The organism is Streptomyces sp. NPDC127084 (assembly GCF_042724175.1).
Classification (GTDB): Bacteria; Actinomycetota; Actinomycetes; order Streptomycetales; family Streptomycetaceae; genus Streptomyces.
In genome coordinates, this window is record NZ_JBHXFA010000057.1 from 34,158 (window position 1) to 39,022 (window position 4,865).

Sequence of the window (4,865 nt, forward strand, 5' to 3'; positions counted from 1 at the left end):
ACGGCCGGAGCCCGGACCCTTCACGACTACGTCGACCTTGCGCATGCCGTGCTCCCGGGTGCCTATGCCACGTGCTCGTCGGCCACCGACAGCGCCGCGTCCAGGGCGGCGAGGCCTTCCTTGGCCTCGGCGTCGCTGATGTTGCAGGCGGGGACGGCGTGGGTGCGGTTCATGTTGATGAAGGGCCACAGGCCGTTCTTCTTGCAGGCCGCCCCGAACGCCGCCATCGGCGCGTTCGCCTCGCCCGTCGCGTTGTACGGCACCAGCGGCTCGTGCGTTTCCTGGTCGCGTACGAGGTCCAGGGCCCAGAAGGCGCCCACACCGCGCACCTCGCCCACCGACGGGTGCCGGGCGGCGAGTTCGCGCAGACCGGGGCCGAGGATGGTCTCGCCCAGCTCGGCGGCGCGCTGCACGACCTGCTCGTCCTCCATCACCTGGATGGTGGCGACGGCGGCGGCGCAGGCCAGCGGGTGGCCCGAGTAGGTGAGCCCGCCCGGGTAAGGGCGCTTGTCGAAGGTCGCGGCGATCTCGGCGGAGATCGCGACACCGCCCAGCGGCACGTAACCCGAGTTCACGCCCTTCGCGAAGGTCATCAGGTCGGGTACGACGTCGAAGTGCTCGGCGGCGAACCACTTGCCGGTGCGCCCGAACCCCGCCATCACCTCGTCAAGGATGAAGACGATGCCGTAGCGGTCGCAGATCTCCCGAACGCCCGCCAGATAGCCCGGCGGCGGGATCATGATCCCGGCCGTGCCGGGGATGGTCTCCAGGATGATCGCGGCGATGGTCCCGGGGCCCTCGAACGCGATGGTGTCCTCCAGGTGCTGGAGGGCCCGCGCACACTCCTCCGCCTCCGTGGTGGCGTAGAAGGGCGAGCGGTAGAGGAACGGCGCCCAGAAGTGGACGACACCCGCGGAGGCGGTGTCGGAGGCCCAGCGGCGCGGGTCGCCGGTCAGGTTGATCGCGGTGGACGTGGCGCCGTGGTACGAGCGGTAGGCGGAGAGCACCTTGGCGCGGCCGGTGTGCAGCCGGGCCATGCGGACGGCGTTCTCGACGGCTTCGGCGCCACCGTTGGTGAAGAAGATCTTGTCCAGGTCGCCGGGGGTGCGCTCGGCGATCAGCCGCGCGGCCTCGGAGCGCACATCGACGGCGAAGGCCGGCGCGAAGGTCGCCAGCTTCCCGGCCTGGTCCTGGATCGCGGCGACCACCCTCGGGTGCTGGTACCCGATGTTGGTGTAGACGAGGCCGCTGGTGAAGTCGAGGTAGCGGTTCCCGTCGTAGTCCCAGAAGTACGAGCCCTCGGCACCGGCGACGGCGAGCGGGTCGATCAGGCCCTGTGCGGACCAGGAGTGGAACACGTGGGCACGGTCGGCGGCCTTCACGGCCACGCCTGCCTGTGGATCGGCATGAGGGGTCATAGCGGGCAGCGTACGAAGCGGCCCCCGGTGCCGGACATGGCCACCTTGTATGGCCTCGGCCACTTTCATCGGCATGGTGTCGGGTGCGGGAACGGCAGAAACCCATCGACCCTATTGACAGCAGACTGTCGTAACGACAGGATGTTGTCATGGAGACCAAGACCGTTCATCTCGCCGTGTACGACACCTTCGCCGACTGGGAGACGGGCCATGCCACGGCCTGGCTGGCCCGCACGGGCTTCACCGTCCGCACCGCGGGCACGGCCGCCGACCGGCCCGTGAGCAGCATCGGCGGACTGCGCGTACTGCCCGACGTGGCGCTCGAAGACCTGCGCCCCAAGGACAGCGCGCTACTGGTACTCCCCGGGGCCGATCTGTGGGACGCGGGCGACGAGCTCGCTCCGTTCGCCCGCAAGGCGCGGGAGTTCCTGGAAGCCGGGGTGCCCGTCGCGGCGATCTGCGGGGCGACCGCCGGCCTCGCCCGCGAGGGACTGCTCGACGGGCGCGACCACACGAGCGCAGTGTCGTTCTATCTCGCGGCCACCGGATACGAGGGCGGCGGACGGTACGTCGAGGCGGACGCCGTGACCGACAGGGACCTGATCACCGCGGGCCCGACCGAGCCGGTCGCCTTCGCCCGCGAGATCCTCGGCCGGCTGGGCGCGTTCGACGCAACCAAGCTGGACGCCTGGTTCCGGCTGTTCCACGACTCCGACCCGGCCGCGTTCGCGGAGCTGAACGCGTGAGCGGCGAAAGCCGGCGGCAGGAGCTGCTCAGCTCCACCGCGCTGAACATCTTCCGTCTGAACGGGCAGTTCCTCGCCGTCGCCGATGAACTGGCCCGCCCCGCCGGACTCACCGCCGCCTGGTGGCAGGTGCTCGGCGCCGTGCTGAACGAGCCGCTGCCTGTGTCCGGCATCGCCCGCGCCATGGGCATCACACGCCAGAGCGTGCAGCGGATCGCGGACCTCCTGGTCGCCCGGGAACTCGCCGAGTACGCCCCCAACCCCGCGCATCGCCGCGCCAAACTGCTCCGCCCGACCGCCACGGGCCGAGCCGCGATCGAGCGGATCGACCCCGGACACGCGGACCTCGCGGCCCGTCTCGCCGCCGAGCTAGGCGACGAGGGGTTCGCGGAGACGGTGCGCGTACTGGAGCACCTGCACAAGGCCATGGGCGCACTGGCACGCCACCCCGTGGACCCATCCGAGGGAATCTGACACCCAACACTCCGACACGCTCCTATTGTCCTATTTATGGCTTTTCTTGTGATTCGATGTGTCGCACTTCCGCCCCTTCCGGACTAGGGGCGTGACGGCCCGTCACACAAGAAGGAGAGCTACGTCGGATGTCTGAATCACAGGGCACGGGGGCGGGTGCAGGTAAGAGCACCGCACACCGTCCGAAGACGGCGGCGCTGAGCCGTCACTGGAAGGTTGCCGTTCTCGCCGCGGCCGGGTTCGCCACCATGGCGGCCACTACCACCATCGTCGGAATCCAGGACGCCGGAGCAGTCACGCACGCCACGCCCGCCAAGGCCAGGACGGCACCTGCCGCCGTTCCGGCCGACGGTATGCCGAACGACGGCGAGCACGGCGACTACTGGGCGAACGCCGGCAACCCCGACCACTCCGGTAAGGACGACCAAGGAGACGACTACTCCCACTCCTGGGGCAAGGACGACTCGGGCGACAAGGGAGACAAGGGCGGCTACGACAAGGGCGGCCACGACAAGGGCGACTACGGAGACAAGAGTTACAAGGACAACGGCTCCAAGGGCAACGAAGGCAAGGGCAACGAAGGCAAGGACGACTACTCCGACAAGGGAGACAAGGGCGGCTACGACAAGGACGACTACGGAGACAAGGGCGACAAGGGAGACAAGGACTACGGCTCCAAGGACTACGGGAACCACGACAAGGACGGCGACTGGGGCAACAAGTCCGACAAGGACGATGACTACAGCGGTTACGGCGACAAGGCCGAGGACCGCAGCGCCTCCAAGGGCAACGAGGGCAAGGGCGACGAAGGCAAGGACAAGGGAGACAAGGGCGGCCACGACAAGGGAGACAAGGGCGGTAAGAGCGGCAAGGGCGAGCACGACAAGGGCGCCAAGGCCGGCAAGGGCGACAAGGGCGACGCCGAGAAGAAGCAGGGCAAGAAGCACGGCTGGCACGAGCAGGACGTGGACTGCGACCCCGACGCACTGATCGCGGCGCTCGTCGACCTCAACGCGAACACAGGCGGTTCGCTTCGCCTCGCGCCGAACTGCACCTACACCCTGACCGCCACCTCGGACGGCACCGGTCTGCCGGAGATCATCCAGCCGATCAGCATCCACGGCAACGGATCGACCATCCAGCGGGCGGCCAACGCCGACCAGTTCCGTTTCTTCACGGTCGGAGCCGGTGGCGAGCTGAAGCTCAGCCACCTCATCCTCACCCGCGGCAAAGCCCCCGTGGACGAGGGCGGCGGCGCCATCTGGGTCCAGGAGGCCGGCCTCCTGGAGACGAAGATGGTCGCCTTCGTCAACAACACCGTCGACGACATCACCGAGGACGACGGCGGTGCCATCCTCAACGAGGGCATCACCAGGGTCGCGAAGAGCACCTTCGAGGGCAACTCCGCCGACGACGGCTCCGCCATCTTCACCGATGACGGCGAACTCGTGATGGACGACGCCAAGGTCCACCGGAACATCGGCACCGACGGCGCCGTCGAGACCGAGGGCGGGGCATCGACGATCACGAAGTCCGACATCCGCTACAACATCGGTGGCGGTGTCGAATCCGACGGCGGTGTGACGGAGATCGAGAAGTCCGAAATCGCCTTCAACACCGAGTCCGAGGGCAACGGTGCCGGTATCGACCACGAGGACGGAGGCCTGCACGTTCGCGGGACGACCATCCACGACAACACCGCGACCGGCGAGGGCGGCGGCGCCCAGCTCTCCGACGAGGCGGTCTTCGAGGACAGCAAGATCGTCGACAACGTCACGACCGTGGTCGACGAAGTCAACACGGTCGGCGGTGGCGGTCTCGCCATCGAGGGCGATGAGACGACGGTCGCTCTGCGGCGCGTGAAGGTCGATGGCAACCAGGCGCCGGGCAACAGCTCCCACGGTGGCGGCATCCTCGTCCACGAGGGCAGCACTCTCGACCTCACCGACGTCAAGGTGACGCGGAACATCTCCGACGAGCCCGCCGGCGGCATCCACAACGACGGCGAGGTCACGACCCAGGGCAAGATCCGGATCATCGACAACGTCCCGACCAACTGCGAGGGCAGCACCAACCCGGTGCCGAACTGCTTCGGCTGAGCCACCGCAACCCAACACAACCACACACCGGGTGGCCCTCAGCAGCCACCCCGACCCCCCTCCGCGGGGGGGGGGGGGGGCGCGGCGCGCGGGGGGGGGCGGGCGGGCGGCCGCCCGCGCGCCCCCCCC

At 68.9% G+C, this 4,865-nt stretch carries 4 protein-coding genes; 3 read left to right on the plus strand and 1 reads right to left on the minus strand.

Annotated features, from left to right (window positions below; genetic code table 11):
- Positions 1–62: 62 nt before the first annotated feature.
- Positions 63–1,418 (minus strand): aspartate aminotransferase family protein, encoded by a 1,356-nt coding sequence (locus ACFWI9_RS15820; RefSeq protein ID WP_387162277.1) that lies wholly within the window; start codon positions 1,416–1,418, stop codon positions 63–65.
- A gap of 149 nt (positions 1,419–1,567) precedes the next feature.
- Between ACFWI9_RS15820 and ACFWI9_RS15825 the strand changes: the two genes are divergently transcribed.
- The 3 genes from ACFWI9_RS15825 to ACFWI9_RS15835 all read left to right on the plus strand — a co-directional run bounded on the left by ACFWI9_RS15825 (position 1,568) and on the right by ACFWI9_RS15835 (position 4,736).
- The gene (locus tag ACFWI9_RS15825; RefSeq protein ID WP_387162278.1) at positions 1,568–2,164 is read left to right on the plus strand and encodes a DJ-1/PfpI family protein; all 597 of its coding nucleotides are present in this window, start codon (positions 1,568–1,570) and stop codon (positions 2,162–2,164) included.
- Entirely contained in the window at positions 2,161–2,637 is a 477-nt protein-coding gene (locus ACFWI9_RS15830; protein ID WP_387162279.1) for a MarR family winged helix-turn-helix transcriptional regulator, read from the plus strand. The genes ACFWI9_RS15825 and ACFWI9_RS15830 overlap by 4 nt, the downstream gene beginning before the upstream one ends.
- A 128-nt stretch (positions 2,638–2,765) precedes the next feature.
- Complete coding sequence (locus ACFWI9_RS15835) at positions 2,766–4,736, plus strand: right-handed parallel beta-helix repeat-containing protein (RefSeq protein ID WP_387162281.1); 1,971 nt, start codon at positions 2,766–2,768, stop codon at positions 4,734–4,736.
- Positions 4,737–4,865 lie beyond the last annotated feature (129 nt).